The following is an 18,944-nucleotide window of genomic DNA, read 5'->3' as shown; positions in this document are numbered from 1 at the left end:
GGGGGGTACCGCCGATATGGCGGCCGTCGGTGAAGGCCATCGCGGCGGGGCCGTCCCACGGCTCCATCATTGCGGCGTGGTATTCGTAGAAGGCGCGGCGGTTGTCGTCCATCAGCGTGTGGTTTTCCCACGCTTCCGGAATCATCATCATCATCGCTTGCGCGAGCGGGTAGCCGGCCATCAGCAGCAGTTCGAGCGCGTTGTCGAAGCAGGCGGTGTCGGACTGGCCCTCATAAATCAGCGGGAACAGTTTCTGAAGGTCGTCGCCCAGCACGGCGGACTTCATCACGCCTTCACGGGCGCGCATCCAGTTGAAGTTGCCCTTGACGGTGTTGATTTCGCCGTTGTGCGCGATCAGGCGGTACGGGTGCGCCAGCGGCCATTCCGGGAAGGTGTTGGTGGAGAAGCGCTGGTGCACGAGGGCCAGCGCGGAGATGCAGCGCGGATCCTGCAGGTCCTTGTAGTACACGCCAACCTGGTCGGCGAGCAGCAGGCCCTTGTAGACGATGGTGCGCGCCGACATGGACGGCACAAAGAATTCCTTGCCGTGCAGCAGGTTCAGTGCCTGGATCGCATGGCCGGAAGACTTGCGGATCACGTACAGTTTACGCTCCAGCGCGTCGGTCACCATGATGTCCGGACCGCGGCCGATGAAGATCTGGCGGATGACCGGCTCTTTGGCGCGGACCGTCGGGGACATCGGCATGTCGAGGTCGATCGGGACGTCGCGCCAGCCGAGGACGACCTGGCCTTCGGCGAGGACGGCGCGCTCGATTTCCTGTTCGCACGCGATGCGGGAGGCGTTTTCCTTCGGCAGGAAAACCATGCCGACACCGTATTCGCCGGGCGGCGGGAGGGTCACGCCCTGCTTCGCCATCTCTTCACGGAAGTACTGGTCCGGAATCTGGATCAGGATACCGGCACCATCGCCCATCAGCTTGTCGGCGCCGACCGCACCCCGGTGATCGAGGTTTTTCAGGATCAGCAAACCTTGTTCAACGATGGAATGGCTTTTCTTGCCTTTGATGTGGGCGACGAAACCGACGCCACAGGCGTCGTGTTCGTTAGTCGGATCGTAAAGACCTTGCGCGTGCATAAGCGTTCTCCGCTACTTTGGTGATATCGAGCTTGAAGGATAGTGCAGTGCAATACTTAGTTCAACTGAAATAAAAAGGGTCAGAGTAAAATTAAGCAGCGCACGGGTTTTGTGCATTTAAAAATAGGGACAGAGTAAATTCAGGCGAAGCATTGCTTTCCTGAAAAAATTTAAGAAATCAAGGACTTAAGGGCAGCTTCGCTGGGCGACCGCGCTTTGCGGGCTCCACGCGACGCGCAACCTTCTTGGCCAGCGCCGCCTTGAAGCCGTCCGAGCCCAATGGCCAACCCTTCAATGTGGCTTGGGTAATCGCATCGGCTTCCCGCTGGCTGACGCCGAGATCGAGCAGCGCCTTGTAACCCGCTTCACGGTCGAAGGGGGTATTGCCCAATGCCCAGTAGACTGAATGGTCGGTAATCAACGGATCCGGACGGACGCCGATGTGATGGGCAATGCTGGACCAGGGATAATCCTCAGCCGCCGAAACCAAGCCGGCGCGCACCGGGTGCGACTCGATGTAACGGCTGCACAAGAGGAAATACTGGCTGGCGTCGATGACAGTCGCCCGGTAACGCCCCTGCCACAGCGTGCCTGTCCGCTTGTATCGGGCATTGTAATAAGGGACATAGTGCCGACCCACCCATTGCATCATCCTGCCCATCCCCGTGTCGTCCGATGGTGACACCAGCAGGTGCACATGATTGGGCAGGAGCACGTACGCGTGGATCGCAACCTTGAACTGCTTCGCCGCCTCTCTCAGCCAAGCCAGGAAGGCTGTGTAGTCTTCCGCCTCCCGAAAAATGGCTTGCCTGTCGTTGCCGGTCTGGATGATGTGGTGAGGCTGGTTGGGAACAACAAGTCGCGGAAGTCTGGCCATGGGGTGATCGTCTGGATGCCTGCCCGGGTGGCGGCAAGAGGGATTTTATCCCGCGGCGGCCGGCAGCAGGATAACCATGCCTTGCTCAAATATGGGCGTTGACGGTGTTGCGCCACGGCGCCTTGCGGAATTCCAGTTCCTTTTCGGCTTCCAGTCGTGCTTGCAGGCTGGACTTCGCCAAACGCCGGTTGAAGATGCTTGTCCGGATCTTATTCTCCGAAGGCAGCCGCTTTGCCAGGAAACGAACTGTCCGGATACCCGCGCTGGCGAAACAGGCTTCGCGGGCACGCTCCGCGCGTGTCGGCCGCGACCTGTGAGTGAGTTCGACGACAGCCAGCAATTCCATGTCTTCGTCGAATACGGCAAAGCCGACGCGCTTGCCGCCCAATACGCTCCCCGCACGCTGGCGCAGTTTTCCCATGCCGGCCGGATCGATCAATGCAGATGCGGCGACTTGCGGGCAGACATGGCACTCGGGAAGCGCAGTGAGCATTCGGAAATAGAATTCGCGCTCGTCGCCAGTCAACACCGCCTTCCTGCGATAGCGGACAGGCTTGAGACGCGCCATCGCCCACCATCCCGCCAGGCCGCCAAACACGATTGCGACGAAAAGGACTGCCTCCATGCCATCCTCCCTCGTTATTTTGTTTTCAAAAAGGCCACTTACTTTACCATTTGATAACAAAATTTCGAAGGGAAAATGGCAATGGGCTGCCCCGGCAGCACATGTCTTGTGCTATCGCAAATGCGTGAATGAAGTCAGAAGAGTTTGCGCACCCAAGCCGGTTCGGCCTGGCGTCGTTGCTCCATCATCCGGGCAAGCAGGGTGCGGATTTCGTTGAGCGGCCCGACCTCGGCTTGCTCGATGCGCGAAGGCGGCTTGCTGCGATCCCAGTCGCCGTAAATGAAGCCCACAGGATGGCGATTGACCGTCAGCGGCAGCACCGTAAAGCTGCGCACGGTCGGCAGCGCCTCTTTCCACCAGCGCGGCACCTTGCTGGAGAAGGCTGGGTCCAGTGCATTCTCGACGAAGATCATCTTGTCGTTAGCCAGGGCCGCATGGAATACGTCCGGCTGGTAGGCATCGCTGAATACAAGTCGCGGAAGCAGCTCCTGTCCACCTTCGCCCAGGCACATGTGGGCGATATAGCAGGAATTTTCGGAGTCGCGCAGGAAGGCGACCACCCGCGTGAAGGCAAGCCCCTGGAAGACCGTCTCGAGCGCCATGGACATGAGCTGTGCGGCAGTGGCGCTTTGCAGCACGCCCTGCATGTCTGCAACACCACGCGCCAGGACACTGGCTGCGTCGACCGGTTTGCCCATGTTCTTGGAAACTGCTGCGACCTTGTCCTCGGCACGCTTCGCCGGCCGGATTTTCACCGCATCCTCTTCGACGGCGGCGCGCTGCGCGATCTCAACCGCCGCCACGACCTGGTCTTTTTCAAGTCCCAGCATGTCCGCATAACTACCGGCAAGGGTTGCCAATGCAGCATGCCCGGGATCACCCGCTTCGCACAGTACATCGGCACATCGGGACGACAGCGTGGATACCGCGGCGAGCCAGTCACTATGGTCAAGCGGTTCGCCGACCGGCGCGGGGGGCATGTCCTTGAGGGTTTCGACCAGCGTCGCGGGCAGGCCCCATTGCCGGGCGGCGAGGCGACCGACCTCGTCGAGGCTGAGGCCCAGCACTTGCTGCGCAACCCGGTTTTCATCTTCCGACTTCCCGTCGGCATTAGCCTTGATCTGCAGCCAATACTCCGGCAAATAGAAGGTGACGAGCATGCGGCCGAGGGAGTGGAGCATCGAGCAGACCACTGCCTCTTCGGCGTCGCGCGAACTCGTCGATGACACCACCTGGCGCGCGATATGACCGGCCATGACCGATTTTTCCAGCTCGGCGCGCGCCATGGCCGACTCGGAGGAGGCAGCCGTCAATCCGTCGACCAGCTTCAATCCGAGCGCGAGATGCCCGATTGCCTCGGTGCCCAGGACAATGACTGCCTTGGACACCGTATTGATGCCTTGACCGAACACCGAATACATTGCGCTGTTCGCCAGGCGCAGCACCTTTTGCGTGAGGGCGGGATCCTGCAGCACCGTCCGAGTCATGTTGAAGTCGCGGTCGTCGTCGCCGCGCATGGCGCCAATAATCGAGGTGACGACCTTGGAAAAGCCGGGCAGGTCGCCACGCTGGCGGACCCGCGCCCAGATGAGTTCCATCGTCTTTTCGGGAGTGACCACGGAGGCCGGGGAAAGTGCAGTCATTCGATCTGTTCCGCTATTTCATTGCAACAGCATCAAGGGCCATCGGCTGTCCGCTCTTGAGTAATTCCATCGCATCCTCCGGCATCAGCGGCCGGCCGGTCAGGTAACCCTGGATCATGCCGCAGCCCTGCGCCGCGAGAAAATTCAGCTGCGCCTCGTTTTCGACACCCTCGGCGACCGTGGTCAGGTTCAGGTGACTGGCCAGGCTGAGCACGACATTGCAAATCGCCGCATCCTTGACCGACGTCGGCAAATCCTTGATGAAAGCGCGGTCGATCTTCAATGTGGCGATCGGGAAGCGTTTGAGATACGCGAGCGACGAGTAGCCGGTGCCGAAGTCGTCGATCGCGATACGGACATCCCGGCTTGCCATTGCATGGAGCACCGATTCGGCATGCTCCGGGTCGGACATCAGGATGCCTTCGGTGATTTCCAGCAGGAGCTGCTGCCCGGCGAGACCCGACAGCCGCATCGCCTCATCCAGGATGTCGATGAACTGGTCGTTGCGGAACTGGCGCGGACTGACGTTGACCGAGATATAGAGCGGGCGTCCCGCGGCCTCCTCGAAGCGCCGTACCTGCACGCATGCCGCCTTGAGCGCCCAGGCGCCGAGCAGGTTGATCAGCCCGTTGCTCTCGGCCATGGGGATGAACTGCGCCGGCGACACCATGCCCTGCCCTGCGCGCACCCAGCGCATCAGGGCTTCGAAGCCGACGATCTGGCGCGTGCGCGCATCGACGATCGGCTGGTAGTGCATGAGGAATTCGCCGTCGCGCACGCCCTGGAACATGGCGGCTTCCATCGACACATCATGCTCGGGCGCGGTGAATTTCTGGTGGTTGTAGACAACGCAGCGCGCCTTGCCGGTTTCCTTGGCTCGGTACATGGCGGTGTCGGCATGGGCCAGCAGCTTGACCTCGCTGTCGCCGTGCTCCGGAAAAATCGCGGCGCCGATCGAGGTGCCAACATACAGGGTATGGCCCTGGATCTCGAAGGGCAGCTGCATCGTCGAGATCATGCGGCGTGCAATGATCTGGATTTCCGCTTCCGAGACCGCCCCCGGCAGGACGGCGACAAATTCATCGCCGCCGACGCGTGCCAGGGTATCGACATTTCGCATGGTCTCGGTCAGGCGCATCGCGGCAACGCGCAGCAAGGCGTCGCCGACCGGATGGCCCAAGGCGTCGTTAACTTTTTTGAATCCGTCGAGGTCGAGCGCCAGCACGACAAAGCCCCTGCCGGTGCGGCGTGCCTGTGCGATCGCCATTCTGATACGGTCCGACAACAGCGAGCGGTTCGGCAAGCCGGTCAGTGCATCATGGGTGGCCATGTGGCGCAGGCGCTCTTCGGTTGCCTGCTGCGTCGAGATGTCGCGCCCGACCGCCATCAATTCGGTATCGCCGCCCGGTGAAATGAATGAGGAAACCTGCAATTCGACCCAGATTACGCCGCTGGCGGTCTGGATGCGGACATTGGACTTGCTCGGCTCGCTAGATGCGGTCGCCTGGGCAATCAGCGAGTCCACCTTGGGTCGGTCCGCCAACTCAACGAGCAGGCCGAGCGGACGCCCGGTCAGGTCGAGACCACCAGTCATTTCAGCCGCGCGCCGGCTTGCGTACAGCACAATGCCTTCCGCGTTCAGGCGGAACACCGCGTCGCCGGCTGCCTCCATGAGGCTTTCCAACGGGGTTTTGGCTAGCGCGTCAGGCCGGTCGCGACGGATGGAAAACATTGGCAGAGACTGATTGTGGGAGGTGCCACGGTTGCTTCGGTATCTTTCATGTACACGGCGTCAGCCCTCAACGCCGAAGAGTAAGTTTCATCTTAACAAATTGTAGGGAAGAAATTAAATCAGCGCTGACATTTCTTGAGTCAGGAAACACAGAAATAACCACACATACTTGTGGCTTAAACAAAAAACCCCGCGCGAGGCGGGGTTCCATGATGGCCGGATCCGATCAGAAGGGCAATCAGTACGTTTCCTGGGTGGGCTTAAATGCTTGCCCGCAAAATTTTTCGGGCAATCAAGGGTTTACAGGGCACGCGCCTTTTCAAAATCAACAAAAGGTGCACGATTCGTTGATTGTGGGTGGAATATGGAGGGAATCGGCTCCTTGATCAACACTTTGTCCCTTGAGCATTCTGATGTCCGGTAGCGCCGTGCAGGTTACAACATTTTTTTAATTATCTGTTTTTATCTGGATCGAGGTCCTTTTTATCCGTTTTCCGATAAAGTTGGATAATTGCCTCCCCTTTCGCATCGCTCCGCCCCCCCCCGCGATAACGGCTTACGTTCCGCACGTCGACCAGTTTTTTGCCGAATCCCAAAAAACCGTTCCTGGAACTAGACGTTTTCCATTGTAGTCAGTCGAACCCAAGTCCAAACTTGTAAAATTTCCCTCATCGACAAATCGAATTCGATTTACTCGAATCTGGATCCGATCGGCGCTAACACCCTCCGTGTTGCCAATAATTGCAATCACGCCCTCACGAGACTGGCCGTAAACCGGTTCGCCTAAAGCGCTTCCAGTTACTGCCTTGCTCGTTCCACGATGGTTGTTGCAGATGTCAGCCCCGATTTCCTTAATCCGCAAAGCGACGACACTTTTCGAATCTTCTTTGCCTCTCTCTTTATCCCCTGCAGCACCACTGATGGTGCGCAATCTATCTCTCAGCTTTGGGATCAGGCCGTCAGGGTCGTTCCTTGCAAAGCGCCGGATAAATTGGTCGATTGCGTCCACTGAACGAGCGTTTTCGTAGGACCTTTTGTATTCTTGTTCCCACAGGTTGCGAGCCGCGTTCGAGAAAAATGGCGTGTCATCAGAGAAAGGACTGCCTGCAATCGCACTTCCCGATGCGTTCCTCCAGGAATCATCACCATCGAACTCTATCGCATGGATGCCCGCCAAGTTAGGAAAACGTACTTCATAAACTCTCTGTGTTGACGTTCACTGAAAATTGACCCACTTTCCGCAGTAGTTTTCATCCAAATTTGACCCACGTGATTCAATCGCCTGCTCAATAAATGGGCAGGAGGACGAGGAGTGATCACAGTGGGCATGTTTGCCAAGATCAGGCGGATGCATTTCCGCGAGAAGCTCTCCATACGAGAGATCGAACGGCGCACGAATCTGTCGCGCAATACGATCCGCAAGTGGCTGCGCGAGCCAGCCATGACCGAACCAAGGTATCCGGAACGCGAGGGCAAGAGCGTCGTTGACGCCTATGCTGAGCAGGTCCGGACCTGGATTCAAACCGACAGCCACCGCGCCAAGCGGGATCGACGTACGGCCCGTGTCATGTTCCAGGCGATCCAGGCGCAGGGTTACAGCGGTGGATACGGCCGTGTCTGCGCGCTGGTTCGCCGGCTGCAGCAGGAACTGGCTCAGGCACCGAGCCGCAAAGCGTTCGTGCCGCTTGCCTTCGCCCATGGCGAGGCATTTCAGTTCGACTGGAGCTGCGAGTACGCCTGGATTGGCGGCTTGCGCCGGCGTCTGGAGGTAGCGCACTGCAAGCTGGCGTCATCCCGTGCCTTCTGGCTGGTGGCGTATCCGTCGCAAAGCCACGAGATGCTGTTCGATGCCCATACCCGCTCGTTTGCCGCCTTCGGCGGGATCCCGCGGCGGGGCATCTACGACAACATGAAGACCGCCGTGGACAAGGTCGGCAAGGGCAAGGAGCGCAACGTCAATGCCCGCTTCGAGGCCATGTGCGGGCACTATCTGTTCGAGCCGGAGTTCTGCAACCGGGCGGCTGGCTGGGAAAAGGGAATCGTCGAGAAGAACGTCCAGGACCGGCGCAGGCAGATCTGGGTGGCAGCAGCCGACATCCGCTGGAACAGTCTGGGACAACTGAATGACTGGCTGGCCGAGAACTGCCGGCAAAGCTGGGAAGACATGGCGCATCCCGACTGGCCGGAGATGAAGGTGGCCGAGGTTCTGCAGGACGAACGGTTGCAATTGATGCCGGTCCCCAAGCCATTCGACGGTTACGTCGAGCAGCCGGTACGGGTGTCGTCAACAAGCCTGATCCACTTCCAGAAGAACCGTTACAGCGTCCCGACACCCTATGCACACCGCGTAGTCAGCCTGCATGTCTATCCAACCGAACTGGTGGTCGTCGCTGATAACGAAGAGATTGCGCGGCACGAGCGCGTGTTCGACCGCTATATCACCCGCTACAACTGGCAGCACTACATCCCGCTGATTGCCCAGAAGCCCGGTGCATTACGTAATGGAGCGCCATTCCAGACCATGCCCGAGCCGCTATTGCACCTGCAGCGCCATCTCCTGAAACATCCTGGGGGTGACCGCGTCATGGCGCAAGTCCTCTCGGCCATCCCGGATCACGGGCTCGAAGCCGTACTGGATGCAGTCAGGAACGCGCTGGAATCGGGACGACCCAGCGGTGAACACGTTCTCAACGTGCTTGGCCGCATCAAACAGGCACCGGCGACTGCATCGATTACGACAGCGCTGACACTGAAGGAAGAGCCACAAGCCAATGTCTCCCGCTACGAGCGGTTGCGTTCGCTGGATACGGAGGTTCAGCATGTCGCATGAGATCGTCAACCAATTGAAGAGCCTGAAGCTGCACGGCATGGCACAGACCTGGTCGGAGCTGGTAGCCCAGGCCCGCATAGCGGACTTCGATCCGGAGCGGTTCATGGTCCAGCTGCTCAAGTCAGAGACGGCCGAGCGCGAGGTTCGCTCGATTGCCTACCAGATGACGGCTGCCCGCTTCCCCGCACATCGTGATTTGAATGGCTTTAACTTCGCCGAGGCGAAGGTCGATGAAGCGCTGATTCGGCAGCTCCACACCATGTCGTTCCTGGACGCCGCACACAACCTGGTGTTCATTGGCGGACCGGGTACCGGCAAGACGCATCTAGCCACGGCGCTTGGGATCGAAGCCATCAACCGGCACGGCAAGCGCGTCAGGTTCTTCTCCACTGTTGAACTGGTCAATGCGCTGGAACTAGAGAAGGCGGCCGGTAAGCAAGGCCAGATCGCACACCGGCTGATGTACGTCGATCTGGTCATCCTCGACGAACTGGGGTACCTGCCGTTCAGCCAGGTTGGTGGTGCACTACTGTTCCACCTGCTCTCAAAGCTGTACGAACGAACCAGCGTAGCGATTACGACCAACCTGAGCTTCGGCGAGTGGCCTGCGGTGTTCGGGGACGCGAAGATGACGACAGCATTGCTGGACCGACTCACGCATCACTGCCATATTATTGAGACCGGCAATGATTCCTGGCGCTTCAGGCACAGTGAATCGACGCGGAAGACATCCCCCAGAAAGGGCTCGAAGAAGGGAGAAACAGGACTAGCGACCGAAGACTTATCCACAGCAGCGTAGCCGTCTACGCATAAAAAGGGTGGGTCAAAATTCGATGAAAATCGTGGGTCACTTTTACGTGAACATCAACAGTTCACCTTCGTGAGCCAGCGGGCCGAACGTTTGCTCGGGTATAGCTGTGACGCCTGGGCTGTTCCGGGATTCTGGGTGGACCACATCCATCCCGAAGATCGCGAACGGTCGCTCAACTATTGCGCATCAAAGACAGCCGAGGGCGCCGACCACGCATTCGAATACCGCATGCTGGCGGCCGACGGTCGCGTCGTATGGTTAAAGGACCATGTGACTGTCGTCGTCAGCGATGGCAGAGCGGTGGCCTTGAGCGGCATCATGGTCGACATCACTGCGGAGAAGCGTGCGCAGCAGGCGCTGGCAGAGCAGGTGTTTTTCCTGCAGCAGTTGGGGGACACCATTCCCAGTCCCATTTTCTGGAAGGATGTACAGGGCCGTTACCAAGGGTGCAACAAGGCATTCGAAGAGTATATCGGCATCCCTCATGCCGACCTGCGGGGAAAGACCGTCTATGACATAGCACCGCAGGAGCTCGCCGAGCGCTACGATGCCGCCGACCAAGCCTTGTTCAGGCAGGGAGGCACGCAAACCTATGACGCGCGGGTGCAGTTCCACGATGGAAGCCAGCGCGATGTGAGCTTTTTCAAGGCGACATTTTCCAACCGCGACGGTACCCTGAGCGGACTGGTGGGCGTGATGCTCGACATAACCGAGCGCAAGAAGCTTGCCGACGCGCTGCAAGCGAACAATGACGCCCTCCAGCGTGAGTCAGCCTCCCTGCGCGCGGTGCTTGCGCATATGCCGCAGGGGATCAGCGTGTTCGATGAGGGGCTGCGTCTGCGCCATTGGAACGCCGGCATGGTGGATGTATTGGACCTGCCTCAGGATGCGGTGTTTGACGGCGTGCATTTCAGCGACCTCATCCGTATTCCCGCACGGCGCGGGGAGTATGGGCCGGGGGATCCCGAGCAGCATGTCACGCGCCTGCAATCGCTGGCGCTGCGGTTCCAGTCGCATGAGTTCGAACGCTCGCGATCGAGCGGAAAGACGCATCTGGTATCTGGCCGGCCAATGTTTGTCGACGAGAAGCTTGCCGGTTTTGTGACCACTTATACCGATATCACCGAGCGCAAGCGTGCGGAGCAAGCGCTTGCGCTTTCGGACACCGTCTTCAATCATACAAGCCAAGGGATCATGGTCACCGATCCCGAACATCGCATACTCAAGGTCAACCGGGCATTTTGCGCTATCACCGGCTACGAGGAGCACGAGGTACTTGGCCAGACTCCCGCCTTCCTGCAGTCTGGGAAGCAGGATAAATCTTTCTACCACGCGATGTTGCGGGACATCGCTGCCGACGGCTGCTGGAGTGGCGAAATCTGGAACCGTCGCAAGTCCGGTGAAGTGTTTGCAGAGCACCTGACAATACAGCGCGTGATCAATGCCGCGGGCGAGGTCGCCAACTACATCGGCATTTTCAGCGACATATCCCATTACAAGGCGGCACAGCATCAGATCGAGCGCATGTCGTTTTTCGATGGATTGACGGGCCTGCCCAATCGCGCCTTGCTGCAGGACCGGCTGCGCCAGGCATTGTTGAATGCGCAACGCGAGGATACCCAGGTCGCGGTCCTCGTGCTCGATCTGCACGACCTGGCCCGCATTAATGAACTATTGGGCCAACAGGTCGGTGACCAGTTAATCATGGCTATCGCACAGCGATGGCAAAGCGTCATTCGCGCTGGCGACACCCTTTCGCGCCGTGTCAGCGACGAGTTTGCAGTGGTGTTCGCCAACTGCCCGGGGGCATGCGCTGCCGGTGAACTCGCACAACGCATGCTAGACGAATTGTCACGGCCGTTCGATTTAAACGGGCACGAAGTGGGCATGCGAGCCTGTATCGGTATTAGTCTGTTCCCTGAAGACGGGCATACTCCCGAACAGCTGCTGAAGAACGCCGACGTCGCGCTCAACCATGCACGAGAATGCGGCACCGGGAGCTACCAGTTTTACCGCGAAGGAATGAACCAGGCATCGATGGAGCGACTGCTGATTGAAAGTAGCTTGCGCCTGGCTTTGCAACGCAACGAGTTCCTGTTGCACTACCAGCCGCAGATTGAACTGGCCAGCGGGTGCGTCGTCGGGATGGAAGCATTGGTACGCTGGCAGCATCCCGGAATGGGGCTGGTGTCGCCCGCACGCTTCATTCCAATCGCAGAAGAGAACGGTCAGATCGTCGACATCGGGCTTTGGGTATTGCGCCAGGCGTGCATGCAGACCAAGTTATGGAGCGACCGAGGGCATTCAGGCCTGCGCGTCGCCGTCAACGTATCGGCGCGCCAATTCAGCCAATCCTCGTTTGCCGCAGATGTCAAAGAAGTACTCGCGGAAACGGGACTGCCGCCGAACCAACTCGAGTTGGAATTGACCGAAAGCCTGATCATGCATCGGACCGAGCGCGTCATACTCGTCATGCATGAGTTGCGCGACCTGGGTGTCACCTTCTCCATTGACGACTTTGGCACTGGCTATTCAAGCCTCGCACACTTGAAGCGCTTCCCGATCGACAAACTGAAGATCGATCAATCGTTCACGCGCGACATTGGCAGCGACGAAGGCGGCACAGCCATCACGCGAGCAGTCATTGCGCTTGGACAGAGCTTGCGGCTCCAGGTGGTAGCGGAAGGCGTGGAAACGCCGGAGCAAAAGGCGTTTCTTACCGAGCATGGATGTCATGGCATGCAAGGATACTTATTCAGCAAGCCACTTTCGGCCGGCGAGTTTGGTGCGTTCCTGGATTGGTGCAACGATGAGACGAAAACTTTGGAGTGGCAAATTTAGCAGAGCATGCCAACGACCCGATGTCGAGCCATTTGATGGATGCACAGTGCAGTCACGTCCATTTCCATGTGCTCCCCGTATTTCGGCGAAGTGAAAGGCAAATGGCGGCGTCGCCAATCGACATCGGAAAAGTCGTATCATTGGTAAAATGTTGTTCAATCCGAACCAAAAATTTGGTATAACGCAAGTCGATATTTATTCAGTGAAATTTCCATGGACAGTAGCAGTCACAGTAGCAAGTCCCTAATTCCCCTTTCTACGGCCTAGCACCGACTCCTGTCCTGCACTGCCGCGGCGAGGGCAGTGCAGAGATCTCGCCTTTCGGCATTCCCTGCGCTTTTCATTGTGTTGGTCGCACTTCTTGAACAGAGGTGCGAGATAGCCTTTTCGAAAGCAGAATAGCCATGAAGAACGTCGCCTCTCAAAGAAACAGCAATAACCGCATCCTTTCCCCTCCCTGGTATAAAAAGCTCGGTCCTGGATTGATTACAGGCGCTGCGGACGACGATCCGAGTGGCATCGCCACATATTCGCAAGGCGGCGCCCAGTTTGGCTACAACATGTTGTGGACGCTATTGTTCACCTATCCGCTTATGGTCGGCATTCAGATCGTGAGCGCGAGGATTGGACGCGTCACCGGCAAGGGCTTGGCCGGAAACATTCGGGACACCTTCTCCCCGTGGTTGTTGTACGCGATCGTCGGCATGCTGCTCGTTGCAAACACAATCAATATCGGTGCCGATATCGCAGCCATGGCGGATGCCGTGCGCCTGATCGCCGGAGGATCGCACGGCGCATATTCCGTCCTGTTCGGGGTCATCTCGGTGCTGTTGCAAGTGTTCATACCGTACAACCGTTATGTCCATGTCCTCAAATGGCTGACCCTGGCACTGCTGGCGTATGTGTTTGTCGTGTTTTCGGTGCACATTCCGTGGTTGGACGTGCTGCGCAGTGTCGTGGTGCCTCACATTTCACTCAACCGCGAGTACGTCACTACGGCAGTGGCCATCCTTGGCACCACCATCAGCCCGTACCTGTTTTTCTGGCAGGCATCGCAGGAAGTCGAGGAGGTGAATGCCGATCCGAATGCACAGTCGCTGCGCAAGGCGCCTGAGCAAGCACGTGCGCACCTCCAGCGCATCAAGATCGACACCTACATCGGCATGGGGATTTCCAATCTGATTGCGTTCTTCATCATGCTGACCACCGCCACCACATTATTCAATGCCGACATAACGGATATTCAGACGTCGGCCCAGGCGGCTGAGGCATTGCGCCCGATAGCCGGGGAGTTCGCATTCATCCTTTTCAGTGCCGGTCTGGTTGGTACCGGCATGCTCGCCGTGCCGGTGTTGGCAGGCTCCGCAGCATATGCCGTCGCCGGTGCACTCGGCTGGAGCAAGGGGCTGGACCTGAACCTGACCATGGGCAAGCGGTTTTACGGGATCATCGCAGCATCGACCCTGATCGGCGCAGCCATCGGAATCTCCGATGTTGACCCGATCAAAGCGCTTTACTGGGCCGCAGTGATCAACGGTGTGATTTCGGTCCCGATCATGGCGGTCATGATGTTGATGGCGCAGCGCCGCGATATCATGGGCCCTTTCATTGTGACGAGACGTCTGAAATACCTTGGATGGGCGGCGACTTTCGCCATGGCTTTCGCTGTCCTCCTGATGTTCGTTTACATGCTGTAGCTAAACCAGTCCAGTCCTTGCCGACGAAACCAGGCTCCAGGCCGGCTGTCGCCATTCTATCTTGCGGTCCCATATCCAATGAGTGGGTGCCTGGAAACGGAGGGAATTTCACTCCGTTTGACGCCGATTAACAATGCGCGCCGGCGCCAAGTTTCGACTGTTCATTGTCAGGCGACTGAAAGGAAGCGGCGACTACGATGGCAGCACTTTTTCATTACCTGCCATCCGATGAAAGACTTGCTTTTCGAAGGCTACCGCACGCCGGTTCTATTGTTGCATGGCCTGCGCGGCAACCCCATGGAACTGTCGACCCTGGCGCAGCGCCTCCATAGCGCCGGCCATACCGTCAGTGTTCCATTTCTCCCCGGTTACGGGCAATTCTCTTACGACATGACGCAACTCGTACGCTCGGAGGCCTGGGAAGAGATGGCAAGGGACCGGCTTGCGCAACTGGTGGAGCGCTACGGCCCGGCCGTTGCCGGGGGCATTTGCATCGGCGCCGACTTGGCACTGCGAATGGCCGAGCAGGAACCGGGCTCGGTTTGCGCTTTGCTGCTGGTATCGACGACGCTGTACTACGACGGATGGGGGCTGCCATCCTTTCGCTGGCTGCTGCCGCTGGTTGGTCCGACGCCGCTCAGGCATTGCTACACCTTGCGTGAAAAGGAGCCGTACGGCGTGAAGAACGCGCGCGTTCGCGAATGGATAGCGCGCCAGATGGAAATCACAGGAACCTCGGCGGCCGGTGCGCGCGACCTGCCACTTGCCGCGATTCACGAAGCCTATCGATTGATGCGCCGGGTGCGCAAGGGATTGCCGACGATCCGGCAACCGGCGCTCATTCTGCACGCGGCGGAGGACGAGATCGCCAGCCTGCGCACCCCTTCGCTGCTGGCCGCTCGGCTTGGCTCGTCATGCGTGCGGAAGTTCATCTTCAGCAACAGCTATCACATGCTCACACTGGACAACGACCGCGACGCGGTCGCGCGCGTCAGTGTCGAATTTCTGAACCAGCTGGCGCAGGCTGAACAGCCGGCTGCCAGATGTCTTGCCTGACTTGATACGGAAGGAAATCATCATGGACATTCGAACCACACTAGCCGACATCGCCGTCAAGGAATTCAAGTGTGATCCGGACAAGCTTTCTGACGACACACCGATCACCGAACTCGGCATCGACTCGATCGGGATGCTGGAATTCATTTTCAGGGTCGAAGAAGTGTTCGATATCCATGTCGAAAACGCACAGGCGGAGAACCTGCGTACACTCCGGGACTTCACCGAACTTGTCGGCCAGCTCACGACTGCAGTGCAATGAAGGGAGAACGCGTACTCATCACCGGCATCGGAGCAGTATCGGCAATAGGTCTTGGCGCGAACCGGCTGTTCGAGGGCGCGTTGTCGTGCCGGTCGGGCGTGCGCCCCTGGCCGGATGCGTCGAGCCGTTGGGTCGCGGCGACCATTCCGGAGAGCGGATCGTTATGTTGCATGCCCGCCCTGCCTACGAACCTGGACCGGCACGTCGCGATCGCTTCGCTGGCTATACGTGAGGCAATGCAAGACGCAAGGCTGGAGCCGCTTTCTCAGGACCGGAGCGAACGCTCCGGCGCCTATTGGGGAACCGGCGCAGGCAGCGCGGCAACCGTGGAGGATAGTTATGCGCGCCTACACGCGGATCAGCGCATACGGCCCCTCACCGTGCTGCTTGGCATGCAGAATGCAGCGCTGGCGCAAATCGCGGTGGAGTTCGGGCTGCGTGGCCCCCAGCTGGCTGTATCGCAGGCCTGTGCGTCGGCGGCGGCGGCGATCGGTGAAGCCTTGCTTGCGCTGCGCTGGGGGCGGGCGGACCGCATCATTGTCGGTGGCTCCGACGCGCCGGTCGTGCGCAGCCAGTTGCTTGCGTGGGAATCGCTGCGGGTGCTGGCCCGGCGTGACGACGACGTGCCCGAGCAAAGCTGCCGACCGTTCGACCGGCGTCGCAGCGGACTGGTGCTGGGTGAGGGTGCGGCCGCCTTCGTCCTGGAACGGGAAAGCGTGGCGGCGGCGCGCGGCGCGCCTGTTCATGCGGAACTGTGCGGTTACGGAAATGCAGGCGACGCCAGCCACTACGCGAAACCAGATCCGGATGGACAGGCAAGGGCGATGAAGCAGGCACTGGCCGACGCCGGATTGGCACCCGAAGATATCGGCTATCTCAACGCGCATGCGACGGCAACCGGCGTCGGCGACGTGTCGGAAGCGGAAGCCATACGGCGCGTCTTTGCGGAATCGCGAACCATGCCCGCTGTATCATCGACGAAGGCGATACACGGGCATACACTAGGTGCTGCTGGCGCGCTCGAACTGGCGGTCGCCGTACTGGCGCTCGAACGCGGCTGCCTTCCGCCGACGGCACACCTGGAGATTCCTAACGTCGAGGGCCTCGACCTGGTGCATGGCGCGCCGCGCGAATGCAGTATCGAAGCGGCAATGTCGAATACTTTCGCCTTCGGCGGCAGCAATGTGTCGCTCGCTGTCAGGCGGTACACGGACTGAAAATGCGCATCCTGCTGATCGAAGACGATGTGATGGTGGCAGCCGGTGTCCGTGAGGCGCTGGAACGTGCCGGGCATGCGGTCGATCACAGCGCATCTGCGGAGCCGGTCGAAACTGCGATGGAGCTGACGCATTACGACCTGGCGATTGTCGACATTGGCCTGCCGGGCATGAGCGGGCACGAGTTCATCCGTCGCATTCGCGGGCGCGGCGTAAAGGCCCCGGTGCTGATCCTGACAGCGCGCGACGGGCTGGACGATCGCGTGGTCGGCCTGGACCTGGGGGCGGATGATTACATGGTCAAGCCATTCCACCTGCCGGAACTGCTGGCGCGGGTACGTGCGCTGATCCGCCGCAGCCGGTCCGCGGCATCCTCGGAACTGAGTGTCGGGCCCCTGTGCCTTGACCTGGCACGACGTGCGGCTTTGCTCCGCGGCCTGCCGATGGAACTGACCGGCCGCGAATGGGACATCCTGCAGCAACTGATGCTGGCGAGTCCGAACGTGGTGTCGAAGCAGAAAATGGTCGAAAGCCTGAGCGAGTGGGACAATGAGCTTACGCTGAATGCCATTGAAATCTATGTTTGCCGGCTGCGCAGCAAATTGCGGGGCAGCGGGGCTGAAGTGCGCACAATAAGGGGAATAGGATATCGCCTGGATGAAACCGGACCAGCCTGAAACCGCGCAACGCACACTCCGCCGCCGGCTGCTCACCTTCCTGCTGCTGCCCCTGGCTGCTTTGCTCGTGCTCAGCATCCCCTTTGATTACGAGCTTGCGGTGGCGCCTTCAAGGGACGCCTACGACTACGCACTGACGGACACGGCGACCGAACTCGCCACGCGCATCTATCTGCGCGACGGCAGGCCGGCCCTGGATCTGCCGCCGTCGGTGGAGGCGGCGATCCGGTCCGACATGACCGATCTCGAGTTTCTCGCCGTGTATGCCCCTGATGGCCACTTGCTCGCAGGTGATGCCGACCTTGCGCCGGATATGGGGTGCGCCTCCGGTAATCCATGCATTACCGATAGCACGCTGCACGGGCATCGAATCCGAAAGGCGACCTACCGGAAGGTGACGGCCGCCGGCGAGGCCACCGTGGTGTTCGCCGAAACCACTCGCAAGCGCGAGCACGCGCAATCCCGCATCCTCACAGCGATGATTCTGCCAAACGTATTGCTCGTTACTGCCGCGCTCGGCCTCGTTTACTTTGGCGTCAAACGCGGGCTCGAGCCGCTTGACCGGCTCGGGAAGGACATCTCGATGCGCAGCGCAACCGATCCGACCCCGCTGCCACTTGCCGAGGTGCCGGCCGAAGCCGAACCGATGGTGCGCGCGATGAATAAGCTGATCAAGGAACTGCAGTCGGCCGCCGCCGCGCAACAGCGCTTTCTCGCGAATGCGGCGCACCAATTGAAGACGCCGCTGGCCGGACTGCAGACGCAACTTGAGCTTGCCGCCGAAGAGCTGCCAGGCGAATACCGCGACCGGATGGGGAAGCTGAGCGACGCGACCAGCCGCCTGGCCCATTTAACGCACCAGATCCTGGCGCTGGCCCGGTCGGGACCTGAAGCGAACGTAGGATACGAAAAGCGCCGCATGGATCTTTCCACACTGCTGCACGCCAGCGCCTCGTCCTGGTTCGATACGGCGCTGGCTGCGAATATCGACCTCGGCTTCGAACCGGAATTGGCAATGATCGAAGGATCCGAATGGATGCTCAATGAATTGCTGTCCAACCTGATCAGCAATGCCATACGTTATACGCCCGCGGGCGGCACTGTGACCGCGCGAAGCGGCATGGATAGCCAGGGGCAAGCTTTCATCGAGGTAGAAGACACCGGGCCAGGCATCCCGGCGCAAGAGCACGAGCGCGTATTTGATCGCTTTTATCGTCCATCCGGGAGCACCTCTGCAGGGACCGGACTCGGCCTGGCAATCGTCAAGGAAGTTGCGGAACGGCATGAAGCGACCATCACCTTGCGCTCTGCGTCCTCCGTCGGTACCTGCATTCGTGTCTGCTTCAAGCCGGTCTAGTGCCCGCGATCAACAACTGGGTCAGACAATTCTGGGCGATCCGGCTTGCTTGAGAATCCATAGAGTCATCCTGCCGCCTTGCAGAAAGGAAATGTCCAACAAAGCGTACACGGCGGCATTCCATTTGCGCAGAATCAAACAAAGGTGGAGATGGAGCGTCCTCTCGCTACCTCAATCACATCACTGATTTTGTCGACCACTATGATCGGGTAAGGCAAGCTCC

At 59.5% G+C, this 18,944-nt stretch carries 14 protein-coding genes and 2 pseudogenes; 10 read left to right on the top strand and 6 right to left on the bottom strand.

Features of this window, described 5'->3' with window-relative positions; all coding sequences use genetic code 11:
• The 6 genes and pseudogenes from AYR66_RS08905 to AYR66_RS28270 form a co-directional block, all read right to left on the bottom strand.
• Positions 1–1,096 (bottom strand): annotated as a pseudogene (locus tag AYR66_RS08905) (glutamate synthase subunit alpha); the annotation flags it as partial.
• Positions 1,097–1,274: 178 nt separating this feature from the next.
• Positions 1,275–1,973 carry a transposase gene (locus tag AYR66_RS08900; RefSeq protein WP_088707207.1) on the bottom strand — a complete coding sequence of 233 codons (699 nt, stop codon included), beginning with the start codon at positions 1,971–1,973 and terminating at the stop codon, positions 1,275–1,277.
• Positions 1,974–2,058: 85 nt separating this feature from the next.
• Positions 2,059–2,598: a DUF2726 domain-containing protein gene (locus AYR66_RS08895; RefSeq protein ID WP_088707206.1), complete on the bottom strand. Its 540-nt coding sequence runs from the start codon at positions 2,596–2,598 to the stop codon at positions 2,059–2,061.
• A gap of 134 nt (positions 2,599–2,732) precedes the next feature.
• A complete protein-coding gene (locus AYR66_RS08890) occupies positions 2,733–4,241 on the bottom strand; it encodes an HDOD domain-containing protein (protein WP_088707205.1) in 1,509 nt (502 codons plus the stop codon).
• 13 nt (positions 4,242–4,254) lie between these two features.
• Positions 4,255–5,913: a putative bifunctional diguanylate cyclase/phosphodiesterase gene (locus AYR66_RS08885; RefSeq protein WP_088707204.1), complete on the bottom strand. Its 1,659-nt coding sequence runs from the start codon at positions 5,911–5,913 to the stop codon at positions 4,255–4,257.
• 616 nt (positions 5,914–6,529) lie between these two features.
• Positions 6,530–7,150: a hypothetical protein gene (locus AYR66_RS28270; protein WP_141104046.1), complete on the bottom strand. Its 621-nt coding sequence runs from the start codon at positions 7,148–7,150 to the stop codon at positions 6,530–6,532.
• Positions 7,151–7,300: 150 nt separating this feature from the next.
• Here AYR66_RS28270 and istA point away from each other — a divergent pair, with 150 nt between their 5' ends.
• The 10 genes and pseudogenes from istA (at position 7,301) to AYR66_RS08840 (ending at position 18,721) form a co-directional block, all read left to right on the top strand.
• Positions 7,301–8,803, top strand: coding sequence for an IS21 family transposase (gene istA, locus AYR66_RS08880; protein ID WP_420093097.1), 1,503 nt, complete (start codon positions 7,301–7,303; stop codon positions 8,801–8,803).
• Positions 8,793–9,602 (top strand): IS21-like element helper ATPase IstB, encoded by an 810-nt coding sequence (gene istB / locus AYR66_RS08875; RefSeq protein ID WP_088707203.1) that lies wholly within the window; start codon positions 8,793–8,795, stop codon positions 9,600–9,602. The genes istA and istB overlap by 11 nt, the downstream gene beginning before the upstream one ends.
• Positions 9,603–9,671: 69 nt before the next feature.
• Positions 9,672–11,117: pseudogene (locus tag AYR66_RS30380) on the top strand (PAS domain-containing protein); the annotation flags it as partial.
• Positions 11,118–11,138: 21 nt separating this feature from the next.
• The gene (locus AYR66_RS30375; RefSeq protein WP_272938365.1) at positions 11,139–12,455 is read left to right on the top strand and encodes a putative bifunctional diguanylate cyclase/phosphodiesterase; all 1,317 of its coding nucleotides are present in this window, start codon (positions 11,139–11,141) and stop codon (positions 12,453–12,455) included.
• A gap of 404 nt (positions 12,456–12,859) precedes the next feature.
• On the top strand, positions 12,860–14,152 hold the full coding sequence (locus AYR66_RS08865; protein ID WP_088707201.1) for an NRAMP family divalent metal transporter: 1,293 nt from the start codon (positions 12,860–12,862) through the stop codon (positions 14,150–14,152).
• Positions 14,153–14,380: 228 nt separating this feature from the next.
• Positions 14,381–15,208, top strand: a complete 828-nt coding sequence (locus tag AYR66_RS08860) for an alpha/beta hydrolase (protein ID WP_170942096.1) — start codon at positions 14,381–14,383, stop codon at positions 15,206–15,208.
• A gap of 22 nt (positions 15,209–15,230) precedes the next feature.
• Positions 15,231–15,470 (top strand): acyl carrier protein, encoded by a 240-nt coding sequence (locus tag AYR66_RS08855; RefSeq protein ID WP_088707199.1) that lies wholly within the window; start codon positions 15,231–15,233, stop codon positions 15,468–15,470.
• Complete coding sequence (locus AYR66_RS08850) at positions 15,467–16,687, top strand: beta-ketoacyl-[acyl-carrier-protein] synthase family protein (RefSeq protein WP_088707198.1); 1,221 nt, start codon at positions 15,467–15,469, stop codon at positions 16,685–16,687. The genes AYR66_RS08855 and AYR66_RS08850 overlap by 4 nt, the downstream gene beginning before the upstream one ends.
• A gap of 2 nt (positions 16,688–16,689) precedes the next feature.
• Positions 16,690–17,364, top strand: coding sequence for a response regulator (locus AYR66_RS08845; protein ID WP_088707197.1), 675 nt, complete (start codon positions 16,690–16,692; stop codon positions 17,362–17,364).
• Positions 17,345–18,721 carry a sensor histidine kinase gene (locus AYR66_RS08840; protein WP_088707196.1) on the top strand — a complete coding sequence of 459 codons (1,377 nt, stop codon included), beginning with the start codon at positions 17,345–17,347 and terminating at the stop codon, positions 18,719–18,721. Before AYR66_RS08845 ends, AYR66_RS08840 begins: the two co-directional genes overlap by 20 nt.
• Positions 18,722–18,944: the final 223 nt, after the last annotated feature.

Origin of the sequence: Noviherbaspirillum denitrificans, from assembly GCF_002211445.1 — a bacterium.
In the GTDB taxonomy this organism is placed as follows: domain Bacteria; phylum Pseudomonadota; class Gammaproteobacteria; order Burkholderiales; family Burkholderiaceae_D; genus Noviherbaspirillum; species Noviherbaspirillum denitrificans.
This window is presented reverse-complemented; position numbering and strand designations above follow the sequence as displayed.

What these genes read in the sequence shown, in the direction of transcription:
- AYR66_RS08900 (WP_088707207.1), bottom strand. Translation starts at nt 1,973, where the DNA reads ATGGCCAGACTTCCGCGACTTGTTGTTCCCAACCAGCCTCACCACATC.
- AYR66_RS08895 (WP_088707206.1), bottom strand. Translation starts at nt 2,598, where the DNA reads ATGGAGGCAGTCCTTTTCGTCGCAATCGTGTTTGGCGGCCTGGCGGGA.
- AYR66_RS08890 (WP_088707205.1), bottom strand. Translation starts at nt 4,241, where the DNA reads ATGACTGCACTTTCCCCGGCCTCCGTGGTCACTCCCGAAAAGACGATG.
- AYR66_RS08885 (WP_088707204.1), bottom strand. Translation starts at nt 5,913, where the DNA reads ATGGAGGCAGCCGGCGACGCGGTGTTCCGCCTGAACGCGGAAGGCATT.
- istA (WP_420093097.1), top strand. Translation starts at nt 7,301, where the DNA reads ATGTTTGCCAAGATCAGGCGGATGCATTTCCGCGAGAAGCTCTCCATA.
- istB (WP_088707203.1), top strand. Translation starts at nt 8,793, where the DNA reads ATGTCGCATGAGATCGTCAACCAATTGAAGAGCCTGAAGCTGCACGGC.
- AYR66_RS30375 (WP_272938365.1), top strand. Translation starts at nt 11,139, where the DNA reads ATGTCGTTTTTCGATGGATTGACGGGCCTGCCCAATCGCGCCTTGCTG.
- AYR66_RS08865 (WP_088707201.1), top strand. Translation starts at nt 12,860, where the DNA reads ATGAAGAACGTCGCCTCTCAAAGAAACAGCAATAACCGCATCCTTTCC.
- AYR66_RS08860 (WP_170942096.1), top strand. Translation starts at nt 14,381, where the DNA reads ATGAAAGACTTGCTTTTCGAAGGCTACCGCACGCCGGTTCTATTGTTG.
- AYR66_RS08855 (WP_088707199.1), top strand. Translation starts at nt 15,231, where the DNA reads ATGGACATTCGAACCACACTAGCCGACATCGCCGTCAAGGAATTCAAG.
- AYR66_RS08850 (WP_088707198.1), top strand. Translation starts at nt 15,467, where the DNA reads ATGAAGGGAGAACGCGTACTCATCACCGGCATCGGAGCAGTATCGGCA.
- AYR66_RS08845 (WP_088707197.1), top strand. Translation starts at nt 16,690, where the DNA reads ATGCGCATCCTGCTGATCGAAGACGATGTGATGGTGGCAGCCGGTGTC.
- AYR66_RS08840 (WP_088707196.1), top strand. Translation starts at nt 17,345, where the DNA reads ATGAAACCGGACCAGCCTGAAACCGCGCAACGCACACTCCGCCGCCGG.